The 19,253-nt window shown below is 30.1% G+C and carries 21 protein-coding genes and 1 pseudogene; 3 read left to right on the plus strand and 19 right to left on the minus strand.

Annotation, left to right across the window (positions count from 1 at the left end):
- Positions 1-10: 10 nt before the first annotated feature.
- On the minus strand, positions 11-514 hold the full coding sequence (locus tag LSO06_RS05680) for a hypothetical protein (RefSeq protein ID WP_231761140.1): 504 nt from the start codon (positions 512-514) through the stop codon (positions 11-13).
- Between the two features lie 290 nt (positions 515-804).
- Between LSO06_RS05680 and LSO06_RS05685 the strand changes: the two genes are divergently transcribed.
- Together LSO06_RS05685 and LSO06_RS05690 are read left to right on the plus strand one after the other, a co-directional pair.
- Positions 805-1,611 carry a S2/P23 family protein gene (locus LSO06_RS05685; protein ID WP_231761141.1) on the plus strand — a complete coding sequence of 269 codons (807 nt, stop codon included), beginning with the start codon at positions 805-807 and terminating at the stop codon, positions 1,609-1,611.
- Positions 1,612-1,938: 327 nt separating this feature from the next.
- Positions 1,939-2,310 (plus strand): hypothetical protein, encoded by a 372-nt coding sequence (locus tag LSO06_RS05690; RefSeq protein ID WP_231761142.1) that lies wholly within the window; start codon positions 1,939-1,941, stop codon positions 2,308-2,310.
- A gap of 868 nt (positions 2,311-3,178) precedes the next feature.
- Here the strand turns inward: LSO06_RS05690 and LSO06_RS05695 are convergent.
- The 18 genes and pseudogenes from LSO06_RS05695 to LSO06_RS05780 all read right to left on the minus strand — a co-directional run bounded on the left by LSO06_RS05695 (position 3,179) and on the right by LSO06_RS05780 (position 17,871).
- On the minus strand, positions 3,179-4,531 hold the full coding sequence (locus LSO06_RS05695; RefSeq protein WP_231761143.1) for a PBSX family phage terminase large subunit: 1,353 nt from the start codon (positions 4,529-4,531) through the stop codon (positions 3,179-3,181).
- Positions 4,528-5,172 (minus strand): hypothetical protein, encoded by a 645-nt coding sequence (locus tag LSO06_RS05700; protein WP_231761144.1) that lies wholly within the window; start codon positions 5,170-5,172, stop codon positions 4,528-4,530. Before LSO06_RS05700 ends, LSO06_RS05695 begins: the two co-directional genes overlap by 4 nt.
- 273 nt (positions 5,173-5,445) lie before the next feature.
- On the minus strand, positions 5,446-5,646 hold the full coding sequence (locus LSO06_RS05705) for a hypothetical protein (protein WP_231761145.1): 201 nt from the start codon (positions 5,644-5,646) through the stop codon (positions 5,446-5,448).
- A gap of 731 nt (positions 5,647-6,377) precedes the next feature.
- Positions 6,378-6,923, minus strand: coding sequence for a chromosome replication/partitioning protein (locus tag LSO06_RS05710; RefSeq protein WP_231761146.1), 546 nt, complete (start codon positions 6,921-6,923; stop codon positions 6,378-6,380).
- Positions 6,924-6,976: 53 nt separating this feature from the next.
- A complete protein-coding gene (locus LSO06_RS05715; protein WP_231761147.1) occupies positions 6,977-7,726 on the minus strand; it encodes a ParA family protein in 750 nt (249 codons plus the stop codon).
- On the minus strand, positions 7,702-8,286 hold the full coding sequence (locus LSO06_RS05720; protein ID WP_231761148.1) for a DUF226 domain-containing protein: 585 nt from the start codon (positions 8,284-8,286) through the stop codon (positions 7,702-7,704). Before LSO06_RS05720 ends, LSO06_RS05715 begins: the two co-directional genes overlap by 25 nt.
- A gap of 48 nt (positions 8,287-8,334) precedes the next feature.
- Positions 8,335-9,429 (minus strand): plasmid maintenance protein, encoded by a 1,095-nt coding sequence (locus LSO06_RS05725; RefSeq protein WP_231761149.1) that lies wholly within the window; start codon positions 9,427-9,429, stop codon positions 8,335-8,337.
- Between the two features lie 442 nt (positions 9,430-9,871).
- Entirely contained in the window at positions 9,872-10,237 is a 366-nt protein-coding gene (locus LSO06_RS05730; RefSeq protein ID WP_231761150.1) for a BBA14 family lipoprotein, read from the minus strand.
- Positions 10,230-10,598: a BlyB family putative holin accessory protein gene (locus LSO06_RS05735; protein ID WP_231761151.1), complete on the minus strand. Its 369-nt coding sequence runs from the start codon at positions 10,596-10,598 to the stop codon at positions 10,230-10,232. Before LSO06_RS05735 ends, LSO06_RS05730 begins: the two co-directional genes overlap by 8 nt.
- Positions 10,599-10,614: 16 nt before the next feature.
- Complete coding sequence (locus tag LSO06_RS05740; RefSeq protein WP_231761152.1) at positions 10,615-10,782, minus strand: BlyA family holin; 168 nt, start codon at positions 10,780-10,782, stop codon at positions 10,615-10,617.
- Between the two features lie 79 nt (positions 10,783-10,861).
- Positions 10,862-11,968, minus strand: coding sequence for a DUF685 domain-containing protein (locus LSO06_RS05745; protein WP_231761153.1), 1,107 nt, complete (start codon positions 11,966-11,968; stop codon positions 10,862-10,864).
- 34 nt (positions 11,969-12,002) lie between these two features.
- A complete protein-coding gene (locus LSO06_RS05750) occupies positions 12,003-12,584 on the minus strand; it encodes a DUF735 family protein (protein ID WP_231761154.1) in 582 nt (193 codons plus the stop codon).
- Positions 12,585-12,588: 4 nt separating this feature from the next.
- Positions 12,589-13,438: pseudogene (locus tag LSO06_RS05755) on the minus strand (DUF276 domain-containing protein).
- Complete coding sequence (locus tag LSO06_RS05760) at positions 13,435-13,764, minus strand: contractile injection system sheath initiator (protein ID WP_231761155.1); 330 nt, start codon at positions 13,762-13,764, stop codon at positions 13,435-13,437. Before LSO06_RS05760 ends, LSO06_RS05755 begins: the two are co-directional and overlap by 4 nt.
- Before the next feature lie 320 nt (positions 13,765-14,084).
- The gene (locus LSO06_RS05765) at positions 14,085-14,294 is read right to left on the minus strand and encodes a hypothetical protein (RefSeq protein WP_231761156.1); all 210 of its coding nucleotides are present in this window, start codon (positions 14,292-14,294) and stop codon (positions 14,085-14,087) included.
- 184 nt (positions 14,295-14,478) lie between these two features.
- Positions 14,479-15,486, minus strand: a complete 1,008-nt coding sequence (locus tag LSO06_RS05770; RefSeq protein WP_231761157.1) for a hypothetical protein — start codon at positions 15,484-15,486, stop codon at positions 14,479-14,481.
- Positions 15,487-16,117: 631 nt separating this feature from the next.
- A complete protein-coding gene (locus LSO06_RS05775; RefSeq protein ID WP_231761158.1) occupies positions 16,118-16,864 on the minus strand; it encodes a hypothetical protein in 747 nt (248 codons plus the stop codon).
- Positions 16,865-17,715: 851 nt separating this feature from the next.
- Complete coding sequence (locus LSO06_RS05780; protein WP_231761159.1) at positions 17,716-17,871, minus strand: hypothetical protein; 156 nt, start codon at positions 17,869-17,871, stop codon at positions 17,716-17,718.
- Positions 17,872-18,664: 793 nt separating this feature from the next.
- Here LSO06_RS05780 and LSO06_RS05810 point away from each other — a divergent pair.
- Complete coding sequence (locus LSO06_RS05810) at positions 18,665-18,799, plus strand: hypothetical protein (RefSeq protein ID WP_255673288.1); 135 nt, start codon at positions 18,665-18,667, stop codon at positions 18,797-18,799.
- Positions 18,800-19,253 lie beyond the last annotated feature (454 nt).

Consider the following 19,253-nt stretch of genomic DNA (forward strand, 5'->3'; position numbering starts at 1 on the left):
TTATGTAGAGTCAACTCAAAAATCCATCAACATTTGCACCATATTGTTCAATAAGATTAAAGAACTTCCTAGCTCCCTTTATACTTAAATTGAAGGAAATATTTTCAACTACACCTGTTCTTACCTGCCTACATTTAACACAAAGCTTAATCCCATCTCCCCTTGCAAATTCTGCTAGCTTTAAATACCCATCCCAAGGTTTAAGGTTAACAAAAAAACCCGTCTGTGATATTGAATCGTCAAAACTTAAAATATATTGCCCGCCTTCAAATTTTAGTTGATCATTAGAAGCAAGCAAAACTTCCCAATCAATCGCTGTGCTATTAAGAAAAACGCCCTCAAGGCTAATAGGCTCCTTTGTTACAATCTTAAAATCCAGATAAAATCTTTTATCTGCGTCCTTGTAATCATAAACAATAGCAACAGAGCCTGACTGATTTGTCAAGACAATTCTAAACTTAACTGCATCTGTATTGCTTTGATTGATAATCTCAATCTCTTCTGAAGAAAGCAAATAAGACCCCCCAAAGACGTTGACTAGAACCAAAGTAAAAATTAAGAAGATAACAGATATTATAGACAAGATTAGACCTAATAATGCGATCCTCATTCTTCAACTATAACACACAAAAACTCCCACCCCACCTGTTTGACAGTGATTAAGCCCTTTGTATGCAATCACAAAATTAACTGATAAACATTAATTCAATTGAAATATTTTTAATTTGAATTACCTTTGGATTAATTTAAGGCAAGCATAGGATTGGGAAATGGCGTAGATGATAAGTTTAAAAGGAGTAAGATATGAAGAATGTAGGAAATTTATTTATAGCACTCATTTCGGTGTTGTTTATTGCATGTGGCTTAAGGGAAATTAGAATTTTTTATGAAAACACTAAGCAAAAATCAGAGTCACCTGTACTAGACAATGCTGCTGGTGCTGCATCTTTAAAAAAAGAAAAGAAAGCTGGGCAATCTGATTCATTAGCGGAACACTCTACAAAGCAAGAGGAAGAAGAAAAATATGAGACCCTAGAAGGCTCTAAAAGAGTTACAGCTCTTGCTATATTTTCAAGCGACGTGACATGGATTAAAACTAAAGCAATAAGCATTAGATCAGGGGATGGGAAACTCATTCCAGAACTTGAAGGTAAGGTTAGATACTCATATTCAGTAAGTCCTGTTACATTGAATGGGCAATTTACTAAATACACTATGCCACTTGTGCTATTTGAATCAACTAGTGGAAATGATAACCTTGAAGTTGAAAGCCTCACTCTAGAAGATGATACTAGCCTGGATTTTAATAAAAGAAAATATTCAGAGGGGTTCTTTTCTATTCCCTTGTCTATTCCTAAAAAAGAAGTTTCATCTGAAGAGGGGTATGCAAACTCAAATCCATTTGGAGTACTGTGTAGTAACAGTAAGACAATACCTGCTCTTACCAAATCTCAGAATATAAAAGCTAAAATAAAAGTTAAAGATGGTACAACAAACATTACTACAGAACACAGTATTTTACTTAAATCAAGCTATCTGATTAGGTTAATAAAAGAGGTAATCCAAAAAAATCCAGACATGCAAAAGACAGCAACTGATTTCAAGCTTTAACAATCAATAAACAACTACCATATATTATTAAACTATTTATAAAACAACAGAACAGAGGAGGTAATTAATAACCTTCTCTGTTCTGTTGTTTGGATTTGTGAAAAATAAGGAACAGTGTTGCTTATTCCCTTCTTATATGTTAATTTTGTTAAATATTGAGTTAAATGTTAAGCTAACCCGACTATTTTTATAAATAAACAATTTATAAAAATCAAAATATATTTGCTCTTTTTAAATAAACTTGCTATCATTATTAAAACTAAATAAGTTGTTATATCTATAAGGGTGTGATGAACCCAGAGGGATATGATGAAAGGAGAATGTTTAATGAAAAAAATTATTTTAACAACTTTGTTGGCTCTGTTTGCTTTAGCTTGTAGTCACGACTACAGCAAAACAACTCCAGCAACTACAACTCAGGTTAAGGGATACCTTACTGAAAAACATGCTGTTACTGGTAAAGAGTACACTGATGCTGGGATTAATGGCGTGCTTAATACGTTGACAAACAAGGACGCTTTCTTGAAGGCTATGACTTTAAAGATTGAGGCTAAGGACTCTGCTGGAGAGAAAAAGTTTGATGAAGGGGTTAAGGGATTGAAATTACCTGCATCTGGTGTTGGTAGCTTTAATACAACAATTGAGGCACTCAAGGCTTCTGCTACGGCTCCGGCTGCTAAGGCAGATGCAAAGTCATAGGTTTTGCCAACGAGTTTAAAGACAATAAAACACCTCTTAAGGCATTTATAAGGTCTTTTAGGTTTGGGTACACTGATAGTGTACCCTTTTTTTTAAGCAAATACTTTTTATTCTTAAGCACAAACAAAAGTTTATTGAAAAAAACTTTAAAAATCTAAACTTAACTACTTTTATATCTCTTAAATTGAGATATGATTCTAGGGTAGGTTTGTTATGGGATGTTATTTTTTATCACCATCTTGTCTTTTGCTTTGATAGCTTGATGGATAGGATGTTGTAAGACATAGGTACATGTTCATTGATGAGCTTTAGCTTCCCGCATGTGGGTCTTAGGCTCGTCTGGGGGTTTTGTGCTCTTGTTGACTAGACTAACCGAGAGACTGTGTGCAGACCTTATACTGACGAATACATTTAAAATGTGTTTCTATTTAAACATATAAATACTCAACTAAATACTCAACCAGAGGCCCCGAAGGGGCCTCTTTAATGCTGTGCTTCTGGATTTCTATTCCGATTCATACAAAATCAACTGTTTCATACAAAATCAACTGTTCTCTTTAGCAACTTTACATGCTTACAACCATTCTATCTTTCATAGTGTCAACATGCTGGGTCATGTAATCCTTTTTCTCATTTGAATACAAAATTAAAATGGACCTTCTAAATTAAATGTTTATTTTAATTTAGAATACATGAATAATAAAAAAATTGAACTATCCTTGATTTAAGAGTACATTTAACGTCTGAGAGTACATTTAAGATGACTCCTTCATTACGAATGCACTCGAAGAATTACAAAAGCTACAGTCTTAACGCTAAACTGTAGCTTTACCTTCTATCGGGCTTTGGGCAAGGTCGAATTAAATGTTTAGATGTATTTTACTTTGGTGAAGTGTTTAAGTCTTTCTTGATGCTCGAGGTTTAAGAGAAGGTAAGAAGCACTTAAGGCGTCAAGGCAATCATCCCTAGATCTTAAGTCACCTCTATAGGAGTAAATGTCATTAATAACGCTCCTGTCTGTGATTTGCAAAAATTCTATCCTACCAGCATTAAAAAGTGGAATTAGAGTGCATATTCTTGCAAATTTATTACTTGTAGGCTTAATGGCAGCTATTTTAAAGTAGTGATCCATGTCATTGCGAATGGAAATCATGATTTTAGTTAAAAATCCATATCCGCAAGTATTGTCTCGGTCTTCAATATAGAGAGTATTAACATTAAAGCTTTGCGCTAGTACACTAATTGCATTAAGCACAGAGCTGTCCGTTATTGGCTTTTTATCTTGATAAACATATGCGTAATATTTACAGCCTACCTTTTCAAGTACACAAATGGCAGTATTATCCTTGCCAATGGAAAAAGCAGGATCAACATACATTATTGGACTTTTAAATATGTAATCCTCATTTAAAATGACCTCATTAAAGCAAGTATCCGTACTTACAGTCCACTCGCCAAGCAATATACGTGCCTTGTAGGCAGCCAGATTTTTGTAAATCATTACCTGTGTTTCAATAAAACTGCCAGTATTTAAGGGATTATCATAAATACTAAAGTTATATGTCCTGTATACATCCACCTTATCAACGTAATCAGTTTTGAAAAAATGTGCTGGATGATCAGGATTGGTGTCAAAAATAATAATAGCTGGCTTGACTCTGAGTCGCTTCATTACTTCTAGTAAGGTCTCTTTGTGCAATAAAGTTGCCTCATTAACATACACTAAGCCAGAATTCCCTCCCCTAATTTTTGAAAAAGCATCGCTATTCTTTCCTCCATAAACATTAAGTGTTATGCCTGCAATACTACATGAAACTGTTCTGGATGTTTTAAGGACGTATTCTACATTTAAAAGCCCACATATTTTCTCTATTTGTCTAAGCGTATTGGTAATCAGTGAGCCTATTGAGTTTCCTACAATGAAATTATTAGTATCCCTCTTGTAAAGATTTTTGTTCTGAATTAAAAACTTAATAAGCAAATATGATGCTAAAAATGTCTTTCCGCTAGATATCCCACCACTGAAAATTAATTTAGAAAAAAAGTTTTGATTTATGTCATTTAAAACTGCCTTCTGCTTGGCAGTTAAGTATTTTTCTTCAAATAAATTAAAATCAACTTCATCGAACTTGCTTTTTAAAAATTTAGTAACATCAATATTGAATTTTTGCTTAAATTTTTTCTGTATATTAACAAAAACTAATGAATTATTTAACTTCAAGTCTCCCTCAGCTTTAAATCTCTAGATTTAAAAACTTTCTTAAGTTTAACTAGGCAATCATAATCTTCCTTCATGTCATCTAAAATGAAACTTTTAGCAAGGCGATTCCTTTTGTAAATTTTAGTTTTAAGTTCCAATTTAAGTTTTCTACGTAAATCTGATTCATCTGCACTACATATTTCCCCCTGCTTCCTTTCCCCTATCTCTATTTGTCCTTCTAAATTTAGAATTTGAGCATTAAGCTTTATAAGCTTTTTAAAAGCAGAACCCAACTTAATTTCTTTATACTTAAAATGAGAATTGATATACGAATTTGCAATTCTATAAAAAAATTTATAAAAACTATCTCTTTCTCCTTCAAGTTTATAAGCCTCACAAACGGCATTTTTGGCAAGGCTATCCAGATCATTCTCGTTCTCTGAATTGTTTTTATCCTGAAGCCCAACCTCATTCAAAGAAACAGTATCTTGCCTCCCAATATCATAACCCAACTCAGTCACAAGAAGCCCATCACCTACAAGCTTTAGCCTAGCCTCCAAGACAGAAGACTCACTAACATCTAAAACCTTTGCAATATCAGGAACGGTTAAATTTGACTTAAACAAGATATTATACTTTTCTTCTATATTTTTAAATACCATTTTGCTAAATTATAAACAAATTCTTGCAAAAATACAAGATTTAAAGTCTACAAAAAATTACCTACCACTCAAGAATCAATAAAATCCTAAACTAACTTACCCATATTGAAACTATTCTTAAGCAGCTTTGATCCCAACTATACTAGTGCAAAAGAAAACAAAAGGACACAATCACTAACCTTAAGGCCTTAAAATTTAAAAGCCTGTGCTTAACAAAAATATAAACACCGATCATGCACTTCCCTAATTAATCTTCGCAAATGAAACACACAACTACTCATTTTTTTGTTGCATGCGCTTTAAATAAGCGTCAAAATTATCCAAAGCCCTTCTCTTCTCACTTCTGCTCACAGAGTTACATTTAAGCTTTTCCTTAACTCTAGATAACTTATTTTTAACGCAAACTGCCACCCTATAAGACAAATATATTAATAACAAAATAAAACCTAAAGATATTAAGCTTCTTATATACAATGTAAAACCCCTCCCTGTTAGCTATTAACCTACCCCAACGGTCTGTACTACCTAACAGTTATATAACTTTAAGGTATTATTAGAACAATGTCAAATTAAAAACTCTTACATTATTAAAATGATTCTTACTTTCTTGCCTGTTGTTCGGTCTCGTAAATTAAGGTTTAAAGCAAACTCTTCAATTTTTGGTCTGAAATTCAATATAAAATTGCCCAATATTTGACAATCTAAAACTTAAAATTAAAGGCAATGCATAAAAATGTCTAAAACCTTCAAAGAAACGTCCATGCTTAAAGACTACAAAAAACCAAATTAAGAGAGCCGTCGGCTCTCTTAAAGAGAATTTATGAAAAAAATATTGTTGCTCGTTTAAAATTAAGGGGTTTATTAGAAACTCAACCACCAAAGCTCCTAATAAACCCCTTAAGGTAACAGGTCCTTATATTAAGAGTGGCACATTGCATGCCAATCCGTACTTACTATAATATACAACACCTTTTAATATTTTGCAAGAAATTTTCAGCTTTTTTTTAAAAAAGTTGAAAATAAATATAAACAACTCACCCTGTTACCTATGCCTTAAAATCATATTTACATAAAGCAATATGTCACTTTTATTCTATTGATAAATTTTCGTCAGATCTATTTTAAGAGTTTTTGCAACGGTAGTCATGGTAGTCTTTGTAAAAACTCTTAAAATAGCACCCGTCTTTTTTCCACTTCATTTCTCTCTATTTTCTCTTCTTCTTTAAAAGTTCATACTCATTCTCAATTTTTGTTAAAAGATCTTTATCTTCTGAGAAAACTTTCTCAAGAAGAAAGCTTGTAAATTTAGTCTTCTGCTTATAATATGCATATGCTTTAGGGCATTTAAGCTGAAATCTTAAGGGTCTTAAAGGGTTTTGTTTGGATTTTTTTATATTCTGTCCTTCTTTATCCCTCAATAAAAATATAGTTCCATTAATCCCATTATTTACAACATACTTCTCCTCAACAATACCCTCCTCAATAGCAGTTGCTATTTTTAAATACTTATAGGTTTGGGTCCTTGCAAGTCTATAATCTTTAGCAAAATCATCAAAATGCGCATAATTATCAAGTTTGTAGTACTCATTATCTTTAATCTCTTTTAAAACCTTCATTGCCTCTAGCTTGCATAAAATTTCCTTCTGAAAATTAATTTTTAGCCTCTCTTTCAGTTTATTATAATGAATAATTACCTGTTCTTCTCTTGTAAACTCCCTTGTTAAATTTCTCTTATTAACCTCTACATCCATTATAAGCCTCCTTTGCTCTGCAAGTACACTTAGTGTACGTACTATATTTAACCTTAACTTACTTTTATTTTTCTCATTAAAGTTAGAAGTGTTTCTTGATACTCCTTTATGTAATCTTTTCCTAAGTCAAAAATATCATTCTTGGCTATCTTCCTGTTTAAATCTTCTCTCTCAGAGATTGTACCTAAAAAGTTTTCATTTTCCTTTAAAATGTTTAACAGCTCTTTATGTGTATTATTTTTCTTAAACTTGGTATTAATTAGATAAATCGGAGCTTTTATAAGTAACTTCTCTATGAAGAAATTAAACAGATCTAGGCTTTCCACTGCCCATTTTTCAGCTGTGATTGGCACTATTATATAATCACTACATACTAAAGCGTTAGTTAAAGTGAAATCTAGGCTAGGGTTTGTATCAAGAATAATATAGTCATAATTAAAACCTAACAACTTTAATTGTTCTTTAAGTCTGAATTCCTTGTAAGGAATTGACTCTGAATTAAATTTATGCAATGTTAAATAACTAGGTATTAAATCCAAATTTGTATTGACATTGATAATAGCATTATCAATGTGTAGATTTGATATTAAAACTTCATATATATTCTTATTAAATAAATCTATTTCCTTTTCTTTTATTGCTTTAAAATAATAGCTTGTCGTTGATGCCTGAGTATCTATGTCTATAATTAACACTTTATGGTCTTGTGCTAGAAGGGTTGCAAATATCAAACTAGTAGTACTCTTCCCAACACCCCCTTTAATTGATGCCACTGTGATTACTTTTGTCTTCTTTGTATCCATTTCGGAATAATACCTCCTTCGGGCAATGTCTTACTGTAAAATGCATAAAGTTCCCTTTCTAGTTCCAAAATTATGTTTAGTAAGGTTTGATAATAAGAACTCTCAATTTTGTCTGCTTTTAATAAATAATGTAGGCCACTTAAATAACAAAAAACTCCACCTTTCTTGAATCTAAACTCTATGTACTCACACTTTCTCAGAGTGTAAGTTTCCTTTTTATTAAAATTTTTTACTAAAAATGCTTTATCTAACTTTTTGATGCCATAATAAATACCCAGGAAAGCATCTCCATCTCTTACGGAAAAGAGATGGAACATGCTTTTGTGTTCTATGTTAAAAATTCCTCTCAGAGATATGAAAAACTTAGTTGGTTCGTTCTTGCTTATTCCAAATGTGTAAAAATCGTTAAATATCTTGGTATGATATATTTTGCGCCCCTTATTTTCTTCTATTTTTGAAAAAACATTCTTCTTACCCTTCTCTTTATTCTTATATTCTTGCTCCCTGCTTAATTTTAGTTCCTTTTGCTTTTGCTTTAATAATTCCAATAAAGCCGTCATACTTTCTTTTCCTCGGTAGTTAATAGGTTAATAGCTATTATTACCTCTTTATTGTATCATTTCCAGCAATTCGTAATAATACGAATTATCCATCATTTTGCTATACTTTAATTCAACTTTAGAGTTAACAAGCCTTTTCAGGGCCGGTATTAATATATCAATACCCACCTTACCCTTTAGCTGTTCTAATAGTATACTAAAAATATTATTTTTTATATCGTCCAAGGCTTCTTGTTGTTTGTAAATTGGGGCTTTGCTTTTAATCCTATTTACTGCTTTCTCTAAATCTTTATATTTATATTGTTCTAGTATGAAATGAGGCTTGTCTTTATAAGTTTCATATATCTTCTCAATTTCTTCTCTAATATGTTCTTTACTATAATTCTTCTCTTGCAGTAATTTAACTTCTGTATCGTTTAGCATTTTTCTCAGTTCTTCTTTTTTCCCTTTTTGTGAAATATTGTGCTTTCTTTCCTGCAAGTATTCTTCTCTTTTTAAGAGTTCTGTTATACATCCCCTTTTATTTCCATTTTCTTTGATTGCTTTCTTTAAATTGATTAGTTCTTCTCTATGAAGTAGACATATCATCTTTTCATTTTTTTTGATGTCTTTTATATGCTCTATCTTTAAGGCTTTGTCTATCCTTAAATTTAATAGAAAGAAGGGAAGATTCGTTTTAAATCCGCATTTGTTTATGTATTTTTCTAATGCCTCTTTCTCTCTTTTATTATTTATATTATTAATACACTCCCATTTTAGACTCCCATTTTCTTTTTCATAAATCTTAACTCTTTCCCTAAATTTTTTAACTTTTTCTATTTCAAGTTTCTTAAAGTAAGAGTTTATCTTAAAATAGCATTCTTTTTTAGAATATTGAAGAGTATAGTGAACCTCACTTCCACATTTCTCTCCCAGGTGTTTACAGTAGTTAATAGTGACTTTGAATTTTTTTTGAAGCTTGTATAGATAATTTTGCAACGTTTTCATTTTAATTGTTTTTTGATTATTTCTTTTAAGATTTTCATTGAAAAAATGCAGAATATTATTCTGTGTATATTTAGCGAACCTCAAATTCATGTAACTAAGTGTTGATACCAGCACGACCAAATTGGATTGATATCTATTAGCTTTACCCTTTTGCATTTCCTTTACTCCTAATATAAGTATTTCTAGCTATAGGATAATTAATAGTACAATTTACCTGAAAAGTAAATACTTGTTCTAGCAAATATGAAATAAAAATATTAAACCTTTTATTAATCATTTTTATAAGCCCGGATACTTTATTTAAATTTAAGATTTTTACAAAATACTTTACAAAGTTATGTTTTTGTTATATAATAAATTTGTAAATAGCTTATATTAAGAGAATCAAATAGTACTGATAATTTTTACTTAAAATAATTAATAAGGACTGGCCCGATTGAGGCAAGTCTTAGTAAACTTTTGAACAATTAATAACAATTGTTGTATATATTTGGTTTAAAAGTGATTTTATTTACAGGGGTTTAGTTTAAGTAGTTTTTAAAAAAGCCCCATTAGGGACTTTCTTGAAAAAAAGGAAAGAAAGTAACAATTTTTAAATTCACTTTTTTAATTTGCTATACTTTTTATAAATAGTATTTACAATTGGTTTTATAATGCTTATGTAATGTTTTAAGTGTTGTATATTTTCTTTTACTGCTTTCATTGTATGGGTTTTTTGTAAAAGAGTTGTATCGAAGAAAGTAAACGGGGGGTAGTCTTTGTCTTTAAATTTTTCTTTGGTTTTAACTAAAAATGTTTGCAAATACATTACATAACTTGACAGTCGAGCTTCGTATATGCTTAAGCTCTGGAGTGTATTGTTTACAGGGGCATCGGGTTCTTGAGGCAGGGAAGCTATTGAAGAGCAGCTAGAGATTAAAATGAGGGCAAATAGCAGGAGAAAGGAAAAGCTTTTTTTATTCATTGTCTTTGTCCTGCCCTGCCAAATCTTCTTTAAGTAATTTTGTTGTAATTTCCATAACTTTATTGCGTTCGTGTCTTAAAGTTTCAATTAAGCTCTCTTCAACATTGCAATCAATTGCGTCAATAAGACGATTAATTTTGTTATTCACTGACTCAAGATCGTGTAATATACGCTTGCTTTCTTGTAATTCCATTTTTTGAATTGAGTCTAGGTAAAGTGTGTTTATGTAGCTATAAAGATTAACAACTTCGTTAATACCCTTTTCTACAAGAGCCCCCCCACTAGTGTCACTGTAGCCAAATAAGTCTATTAGATTTTGAATTGAATTTATTCCCAAATTAATATTTTCTTTATTTATCATAAACTGTCCTTAAATTTTAATTCTTGTGATTCTTATCAATTAGATGTCTTATTATTTTAATCGTTTCTCTTATAGCAGGTCTTAATAGCATTACTAAAGGGATTATTGTAAATATCGCAAGTCCCCCAATGATTATAAGTTTTGTCTCGTCAATGCTTGTTAAGAACTCAAGCAGTCTATTCATATTTCCTCCATTTTAAATATATTTTTTAACTTATAGACGTATTTTAACATAAATTTAATAAAGATTAAATATAGCAAAACTACATTTTCATGAGACAAGGAATATCTTGCTTTGAATCATCATTGTATATTGCAGCCTTTACTAGGTACCAGCCTTCAAGAAGAGTGAGGTTTAAGTTATGGGCCAATCCACTGTAGAAGAATATATTTGAGTATTGTGATTCATTATTATTTTCTATGAACTTGGCATATACCTTTTTTGTCATAATTTCTTTTACATCTCGGTTATTTGAAAGATTAAGGATTACGTGTAAGTAAATAGCCTTGCCCGTAAGGCTTCTGGGGAAACTTAATTCTACGTTTTCGTTTTTAATTTCGATTTTTAATGTTTTGGTATTAAATTCATGATAGGCATAAAAAGAATCAGACGATGTACTTATACCCCAATGCCTGAAGTTGCTGGGAATCCCTTTAAGATAGTCGGGAAACTCCAGTTTATACGTTAAGTTTTGTTTTTTGTTAAACACAATTAGTTGCAAATCTTCTTTATTATATGTGTTTTGAGTAATATTAAATAGATGGTTTATTTCTTGGGATAAAAGATTTTTGTGTAAAAAGGTTTTTGTGAAAGAACTTTTTGCGTTGTCAAAATCATTTTTGTGAACAAAGTTGTTATTTGTATTTTGTCTTAATTGTTCTACTGCTTTGTTTTCTGAAAAAATTTCTTTTAAGTTATTGATAAAGCTCTTAAATTCAATTAGTTCAAAATCCTTCCTTGTAGGATTATATATCGATATTTTGCCTAATTTGGCATCATAACTAGAATGAGCTAACTTTTCAATTAGTGTTTCCTTAATTTTGTTAAATAAAAAATCAAAATTAAGGCTATTTGGTTCTGTTTCAAGCCCCATTAGCTTTGTAATTATTTTTAAATACATCTGTTCAATGTGGGAATTGTCTTGAAGTAGTTCTTTAGATATTATTTCTCTTATTATCTTTTTAAAGTAATCAAATCCTGCGTAAAATGTATCTTCTTTAATTTGTTCAAGTAAATTTTTGTATGTAATTGCGTAAGTTTCTTCAACAATATCGTCAATGGGAATAAGATCGTTCTCATTGACTTTGATTTTTCTGTTAAAATCTTTTATTTGCACGCTGTCTTCTATGTTTGAATTTCTTTGACTCATGTTTTCTCCTTCTTTAAATAAAGATAATTTTTAATTATTTGATTTCCTTGTTATGGGTATCAAAAATTTTAATAGTTCGGCCAGCTGGAATTAGGCTTTTAATGAATCCACAAATCGAATTTGTAAAGTCTTTTGGTATGTAGTTAGATTCAAGTTCTTTTATTAAACCTTTGTGTCTAACATTGATTTTCTTTATCCTGCCATTAGTTTTACCAGTTATTTTAAACTTAATTGGTGATTTAATATTTTCAAGTAATTTGATAATGATCGTTCCGGGTGCGTTAGAATCAACACTAACTTCAACTCTTGCATGTAAAAATGCTTTAAAGAGCACATGAAGGCTTTCATCTGTTCCTATTGTTTTGATTGCAAATATTAATGCATTAAGGGAATTGATGAGATCTTTTGTGAGTCCTGTTTTTAAATGGGATGCATTAAATAGTGATAGTATTATTAGTGTAATATATCTTGAATTAATACTCTCTTTAACATTAATTGTTCTGAAGTTTTCCAATAGCGTTTTAAGTTCACTTAGAACCTGTTCCTTGAAATTGAGTTCATTTTGTATTATTTGTTCAATTTGTGTATTTTGTAGAAATTGCGGTACGCCCTTCATAGCCTTATTCTCTTTCTATAACCATTCTTGAGTTTTCGTTAAAATAAATAATTTCGTTATCTTTAATTTCTAAATCTTTGTTAAATTGAAATTCAGAATCTTTAATTTCTGTTATCTTGGCATCTAAATTTTCTTTTATGTGAATACCTACTCTTATGCATTTAATTCCCCACAATAGGCTTACAGGGCTTAAGAAATCTTGATATCTAAAAGAGATACCCATATCTTTATATTTTTTTGTAAACTTCCCTTATCTGATCGCTTATTTCTTTATATATTGTCTCTTGTGCTTCGGTTTTGTAAAAAACTTTCAGATATGCATATTTAACTACACCTAAGCTAAATTTATATATTTTTTTTTGTCCATCTTTGTTTAAGAATGCAACTTCCTTTTCTCCTTTAAATAAGGTGCCGCTTGGTGCAGTATAGTAAAGTGCCTCCCAAATGTTTTTTTGTGTTTCTGTATCAATTACTTTGTCCTTAAAGTATTCAGGTTTAAGTATGACATGTACTTCAATGCTGCCTGTGCCGCTTATTAAATTAGCATGTTTAATGCTTTGAACCATTAAAAGTGCTTTTTTAATGGCTTCGTGAGTTGAACTTTTGGGTACACTTAATGATTCTTGTAAACTTTTAAAGTATGTCCCTCCTTCTTTAAGGGACAAAAATAGCTCATTTAGTGTTTGTATTATTTCCAAATCTATGGCGGAGCTTGGATAATTTATTATGTCAAAAAGTGAATTGTTCTTTATTGAAAGGTTGTATTCTTTTTTAAGAATTTCCTTTTTAGCACTTTGTATCTCGTCTATTGATTTTGTAATAATTCCAATTTCTTTGTCAAAAAATATGCTCATAGGTTATATTCCATACACAGGGTATCTCCAGACAAGAAAAATTGTAATATTATTTTTTTGTCTATTTGTTTTGCTTTAATATTTAACAGATCAATCTCTAGGTCCTTTAAGGCGTTTGCAAAAAAAATTGTGATATCTTGTGTTCTCTTTACTTTTAGTAATTTTAGGAAAAAATTATAGTCAAATCCATAATTTTTGTTGTAAATGCTACCCACAGGTGTCTTTAGGAACAAAAACAGTCTCTGTTTTTGTTCCTCTTGACCGTCTACTATTTTTAAATCGTCATCAAAAATTATATTAAATTCGTTGTCTATTTTAATGTCCATTTTTAACTACTCTGAACTAATTATAACATATTTAGCAAAAATTATGGATTTGACAAAATTTAATATAAAATACGTTGTCTTTGACCATTTGATGTCTTTTCTCGTGCTTAATAAACAGTAGGGTTTGCTTTACAAGATTGCCTATTCTTATATTTGCTGGCTTTTTGACCCCATAGATCTATTTTAAATAACCGAATTTTAATTAAAAACAAGAAATAAAGCGCTGTAACTAAAATTTGGGCGTAATTTGCTTTAAGTGAAAATGATTGACCAAGAAGCCGTGATCTTAACCGAGTCTTATGGTTAGTAATTCTTTCCCCTTATTCATCCTCGTGTTCTTCGTCTTCTTCCTCGCTTTCTGATTCTTGTTTTACAGGTTTTTTTTCTCCTTTCTTCTTATCTATACTTCTCTCATTCTTATGAACATATTTATCCATGATGTCTAATGCAAATCGTAAAGCAGAAACAGGACCCAGACTACAAGATACCATTGAAAGACAAATCAAAACATAAAATGTTAATTTAAACATTTCCAAACCCCTTTAACCCCTATTGTTTACTTTTCTTTGTGTAGTATGATTTTATCATTTTTTATTATATTTTATCAATTAAAAATAATAAAATATTTAAATAGACTTTTTATTAAAAGATAAGGGATTCATTTATGTAATGAAACCCTCTTAATATGTAGTTATGTATATTTTCAAATATTAATTATTTTAATAAATTTTCCAACCTTCCAGTAGTGGTTATGTCTTTTAATAAAGTATAAATAGATGGGTCAAGTTTTAGTTTGTGTTCGGATGTATTAGAATTTTGTTCTGTTTGTATTATTATTAGTTTAGAACCTCCAACATTTTTGTTAGAGAATCTTGAAAAATCGAGTGCTGTATATTTAGTGTCATTGCCAAGTAGAACGTCAGTCATGTATTTTGAAGCATAACGAGGCCGAAAAGTACTATTAGTGTGGACTTTTTCTAAGTCACGTATGAAACGACGGTTAAGAGGTAATATTATTTTTTCATTAATATTACTACCCTTAGAGAATAACATTATCCTTAAAATGTTGCCTTCGTTATTAAGGAAGGTTTCAAGCCATGAAGAGCTTATTAGGTTGTCCAAGTTCTTGATTTGCATTCTTTCTAGTTCTTGTTTGTCCGCAAGTATTCTTATGTGCGTCAGCTTTGCATCTTGTATGATAGGATACTCGTTATTTTGAAGATTAGACACAGATTTTCCCGAAGAAATGACAAGACTAGCTTTTATGTGGCTTATTGTTGGCTTTATATCAATCATTGCGTGTTCTTTAAAATAATATGTTTTTGATTCTCCATCGGCATATTCTGTTTCTATTGTCTCAACTTTTATTGGAATAGGCTTTTTAGGAGTTATTTGCTGTCCTTTTGTCCCGCTATTTGTCTTTTTTTCATCAGTAACAACAGCTATATTTGTCTCGGCATCTCCATCTTTTTCGTCTTCTTCTTCCTCATCATCATAATCTTCTTCACCTTCATTTTCCTCATCTTCTTCTTTTCTTGTTTCAATTTCGTCTTTTTGAACGGTTATTTCGTTGAGCTTCTTTTTCTTTTTGTTCTTAAGTTTGGTTTTTCTAGATATCGTTTCTTTTTTTCTATTATTACTGTTACTCTTTTTGTTATCATGTCTACATGTGAGCAGACAAATACAAAATACAAATAGTATTAGTAAAAACTTCTTACCCATGGGAGTCTCCTTAAAATATATTGAGTACAAAACTATAATTCTATAATAATATACTAATATTATAGTAGAATTACCGTATTATTAGTATGTTATTATTCTTTTTCAATGAAAAGCGTGAATTTGGATTTTAGAGAGTTTGGGGTCTTGATTTACTTTATATCTTTCAGATGTATATATTTTTAAATGAAGTAGACTTGTCTTTAGGGCTTGTTTAATAAGATAGAGGAATAGGGATATGATGAGTGAGATAAAAAAGGGAAGTTCCCTAAAAGAACCCCCCAAGGTGAGAAGAAGATAAAATGAGAATTGTTTAACATCTTCTTTTAAAATTGTTTTTACGTTTAGTTTGGCTTTCGTCATAAGTTAAACTAAACGTAGTTAAAATACTGCGTCAAGCAGTAAGGTTTGTCCTATCATTTACGGTAATAAAGACCCCAGAGAAATTTGAACAAATCAAGAGGACCTGAGATAGAGTCGATATTAGTCTTCTATAGACATTATAACCTTTAACTTTTATATTTATGTAACATTACATTTATATATTATATATGGTTAAAGAATTATCTTCAATAATGAAGTAATAAAATTTAATATTATTTTTATTTTGTATTTGCCCACAGAGACCCATGTGTTATTTAATAAATTCTTTTAATTGTCTGGTATCTATTAGGGTTTTTAGTAGCTCGCTAATATTTTTACTTATTGATAAATAGTAAAAGTGCTTTGATTCAGGTGAGTGAATGAGTTTAATTTTAGTTAATTTTTTTTCAAACTCAAGAAAATTGAGAAATGTCCATTTATAATCAATAGCTACATAAAATGAACTTTCAAATAATAAACTACCACATTTAAGATCTTCTTTGATGGCGTTGTATATGCTTAATAGGCTGTGATAGTTAAGATGTGGAACTAAATTAATTGTTCTTTTATTTTTATCTTCAAAATTTAAGCTGTATTTTATGTTGTTTCTATCGTAGAAAAGATTGAACTCTGTGTGTTTTTTAAGCTTGATTAAATTTTGCATTCCTTTACGATTCATGCTTCTCTTGTGTGCAAGAATGCTTATGGATTTTAGGTGCGCTTTAGTAAGTAAAATTTGATTTTGATTACCTAAGAGGCTGGTTTCTACCTTAAGTTCCATGTTTGCATTTAAATCTAGGTCGTATGTTCTTATGTAATATTGAGATTGCATAAATGGGTTAAAGTTGTCTCTAAGATTCCCCATGTCAATAAGGTTGTCCTGAATGAAAGTATGGTTTATAAGCTTGCTTTTAGGTTTGGTGATCTCATTAGGCTTCTTTTTAAAATTAGCTATTGGAGCCTCGGCGGGCAAAGATTCATCATTTGTGCTTTCTTTTGTATCAATAGGTTCTACCATTGTTCTTATCCTAAATTTTAAGAGCGACTACCTCACGCTAAAGCATTTCGTTTTACTCTTATTTAAAATTAGTAGGAAATTTATACCTCCAGTCAAATATTTTTGCTCTTGGTGGAAGTGAACAAAAAAAATTACATACCAAGCGTCTTTACTACAACTTTACTTATTCATGTTACACAATTATACTATTTTAAATTGGTTTTATCAATAAAGAATAGTTTTAATCTTAAAACTATTCTTTATTGATAAAACCAATTATTATTTTTACCCAATTATTTTTACTAAATTACTTATACAATTAAGGATTTAAATTTTAAGTTTATTCTAGATAAAAGCAGTTAAAGATGTTATTTGTGAAGTATGTTTTAGCGTGTATCCTTTTAGGTATAGGTGGCGGAGTGATTTTTTGGTTTGTTGTAAAAAATATCTCTTCTAACTTGAGTAGGCTTGCTTATATTTTAGAAGAAGCCAGCTCTTGCTTGTGCTTGCTCTTTAGGCTTATTGAGCTGGGTTTGGGATTTTTGTCACAAGTGGTATCCGTGTGTTAAGAAGCGGGCGGGTGTTGATTTGATTGATAAGTAGCCTGATTAGGCTACTGTTTGTATCTTATCTTAAAGCAATTTAGATGTTTGATCGGGGGTTCTGGTATAATGCTCACGGAATAGTATCCCTGTTGTGTATTTCCTTTTATTTTTTTTAATATCTTTTAAGGCGTGACACCCCCTCAGAAGCCACAACTAATAAAACAATTAGCAGCGGCTTTTCCCGGATAAAGGAAAGGTGGTATGCGATTTTAAAATTTTAAATCTTTTCTAGAAGTTGTTTAGCAATGCCAGTGTGTAAACCTAAATTTATTTTGTTCTTTTATTACTTTGCTTTTTGTCTGAATCTTTATCTCCCTTCATCATTTCTTTTTTAGTCTGGTCTTCCTTTTCCTTATTTTCACTTTCTGGTAAAGCTTTGCATGAAAATAACGCAATTAAAATTAAAAATATGATTTTTTTCATTCCTTTCTCCTTTATATCTAATATCATTATAATATAATATTTGTTATTTTTAATTAAAATCTAGATTTTAAAGTTTAATTTAATTAAATAATTTATGATTGATATAGGGATTTTGTGTGTATTTATTTTGCGTAAAGAAACGTAAGCTTTCTTGTTTTAACTAATATTTTGTATTAGTTACTTTATAGTTGTCATATTTGAGCGGGTTATTGAAGGTAAATTTATTTTATTTGCTTTGGTCTCAGTGGGTTGTGATTTCACGTCTTATCTAATAAATGTAAAATACTATCTCTAGACCTTTATGTTTTACCTTTTATTTTCTGATCAATATTTATCTTTGAGTCGATTCATTAATGCAACTAAGGGATGCTTTTTGGTATTTATTAGGTTAATGATAGAGGTTATTACTTATGTAATAAATAATAACCGAAGCAAGAGCTGAGGCTTTCTGTATAAGTTGACAATAAAAGACTTTCATAGAAGTTAAGCAAAAACAAGGTGTATATTGTCGCCGGCTTCTTTATATCGCTAAGCTAATAATAGTAGTTGGTACTATTAGATATTATAATTAAAAAATTACGTCATGTGAATTTATGAAATTGATTTTAATATCTGTTTGTTTTAGCAAAAGAAGCTGCGCAAAAGCTAATAGTGTATAAATTAGGCATTTCGAAAACACTGTTTTAAACACTAAAGAGTGAAATTGAAGCCAGCATCAAGTAAGAAAAATTCATTAAAAGAAGATGTTAATTTAAAGAAAATGGAATGACTCTTTGTAAGCGATAGATTAAATTTGACGGCTATATATGGGAAGACAGGGTATAGAAAAGCAGATGTAGTGTATCCTGCTATCGTTGCAGATCTAATGGCAATTGATATTTTGGGTCCCATTAAAATACTAAAGATTAGAGAGTTGATATATGTCTGATATTTTAATATGTAGAGAGTAAGAGAAGTTGTAAAATATATACTTAGTATAAAATTTGTGTGTAGAGGGTAGAGAATAAAGTTGATAGGCATGAAATTTAATTCAAACCATTCATTATAAGTTATAGTTATTCCAGTGAAGGCAGCATATTTGTATTTTTCATTATAAAAGTTTAGATTTATGTAACTGTGTTGAATTATTCCTATTTGTAAAAATTTAAACTGGGAATTTGTGCCAGCCAACTCCCAATGTGAATGAGGGTTTTTATTATTATTTAACTCACCGCAAAACAAGCAAACATATGAAATTGAAATGAGGTATATAAAAATTAGTTTTTTCATTCTTAGCTCATGTATAAAATTTTAACATAATTTATACATGAGCTTAAATTCTTTTGAAGATTTGGCTTTATACTAATTAATTATTCAATATTGAATAATTAATTAGTATAAAG

The sequence above is a fragment of the Borrelia sp. RT5S genome, from assembly GCF_021165755.1.
Classification (GTDB): Bacteria; Spirochaetota; Spirochaetia; order Borreliales; family Borreliaceae; genus Borrelia.

Excerpts from the sequence above, each read along its gene's own strand:
- LSO06_RS05685 (WP_231761141.1), top strand. The coding sequence starts at position 805 with ATGAAGAATGTAGGAAATTTATTTATAGCACTCATTTCGGTGTTGTTT.
- LSO06_RS05690 (WP_231761142.1), top strand. The coding sequence starts at position 1,939 with ATGAAAAAAATTATTTTAACAACTTTGTTGGCTCTGTTTGCTTTAGCT.
- LSO06_RS05700 (WP_231761144.1), bottom strand. The coding sequence starts at position 5,172 with ATGGTATTTAAAAATATAGAAGAAAAGTATAATATCTTGTTTAAGTCA.
- LSO06_RS05710 (WP_231761146.1), bottom strand. The coding sequence starts at position 6,923 with ATGGATGTAGAGGTTAATAAGAGAAATTTAACAAGGGAGTTTACAAGA.
- LSO06_RS05715 (WP_231761147.1), bottom strand. The coding sequence starts at position 7,726 with ATGGATACAAAGAAGACAAAAGTAATCACAGTGGCATCAATTAAAGGG.
- LSO06_RS05720 (WP_231761148.1), bottom strand. The coding sequence starts at position 8,286 with ATGACGGCTTTATTGGAATTATTAAAGCAAAAGCAAAAGGAACTAAAA.
- LSO06_RS05725 (WP_231761149.1), bottom strand. The coding sequence starts at position 9,429 with ATGCAAAAGGGTAAAGCTAATAGATATCAATCCAATTTGGTCGTGCTG.
- LSO06_RS05730 (WP_231761150.1), bottom strand. The coding sequence starts at position 10,237 with ATGAATAAAAAAAGCTTTTCCTTTCTCCTGCTATTTGCCCTCATTTTA.
- LSO06_RS05735 (WP_231761151.1), bottom strand. The coding sequence starts at position 10,598 with ATGATAAATAAAGAAAATATTAATTTGGGAATAAATTCAATTCAAAAT.
- LSO06_RS05740 (WP_231761152.1), bottom strand. The coding sequence starts at position 10,782 with ATGAATAGACTGCTTGAGTTCTTAACAAGCATTGACGAGACAAAACTT.
- LSO06_RS05745 (WP_231761153.1), bottom strand. The coding sequence starts at position 11,968 with ATGAGTCAAAGAAATTCAAACATAGAAGACAGCGTGCAAATAAAAGAT.
- LSO06_RS05750 (WP_231761154.1), bottom strand. The coding sequence starts at position 12,584 with ATGAAGGGCGTACCGCAATTTCTACAAAATACACAAATTGAACAAATA.
- LSO06_RS05760 (WP_231761155.1), bottom strand. The coding sequence starts at position 13,764 with ATGGACATTAAAATAGACAACGAATTTAATATAATTTTTGATGACGAT.
- LSO06_RS05765 (WP_231761156.1), bottom strand. The coding sequence starts at position 14,294 with ATGTTTAAATTAACATTTTATGTTTTGATTTGTCTTTCAATGGTATCT.
- LSO06_RS05770 (WP_231761157.1), bottom strand. The coding sequence starts at position 15,486 with ATGGGTAAGAAGTTTTTACTAATACTATTTGTATTTTGTATTTGTCTG.
- LSO06_RS05775 (WP_231761158.1), bottom strand. The coding sequence starts at position 16,864 with ATGGTAGAACCTATTGATACAAAAGAAAGCACAAATGATGAATCTTTG.
- LSO06_RS05780 (WP_231761159.1), bottom strand. The coding sequence starts at position 17,871 with ATGAAAAAAATCATATTTTTAATTTTAATTGCGTTATTTTCATGCAAA.